1 pseudogene is annotated in these 409 nt (G+C 67.7%); it reads left to right on the forward strand.

Annotated features, from left to right (window positions below):
- Positions 1-270 (forward strand): annotated as a pseudogene (locus ACXJMZ_RS37455) (TetR/AcrR family transcriptional regulator); the annotation flags it as partial.
- Positions 271-409 lie beyond the last annotated feature (139 nt).

Raw genomic sequence — 409 nt, forward strand, 5'->3', positions numbered from 1 at the left:
GCCGAAGGGGACAAGCGGTTCTTCAAGATCCGCATGAAGGTCCTCAACTCGGTGGCCGGGCCACTCGGTGAAGCCATCAAGGCCAACCAGGCCAAGACCGACAAGTCGGTCGATCCGGCCGCTCTCTCCGGGTCCCTGGTCTCGCTCCTCGCCTCGGCGGCGGAGCATTCCAAGGCCTTCACCGCCTGGGGCGTGAAGGTCAAGGACCTCAAACCCAACCTCGCCCTCCAGGTCTACCTGGGTGTGACGGGCAAGAAGCCGCCCAAGTAACCCACGTCCACCCCGCGTGCTCCGTCCCGGTTTCCTGTCCGGGGCGTGTCGGACGGCGGCCGTGTCCTCGGGGGAGGTTCGCCGACGTTGACCGCGCAGCACGCACAAACCAAGAAGGGGCGGCCCACCCGGGCCGCCC

It is taken from the genome of Kitasatospora sp. P5_F3 (genome assembly GCF_054049135.1).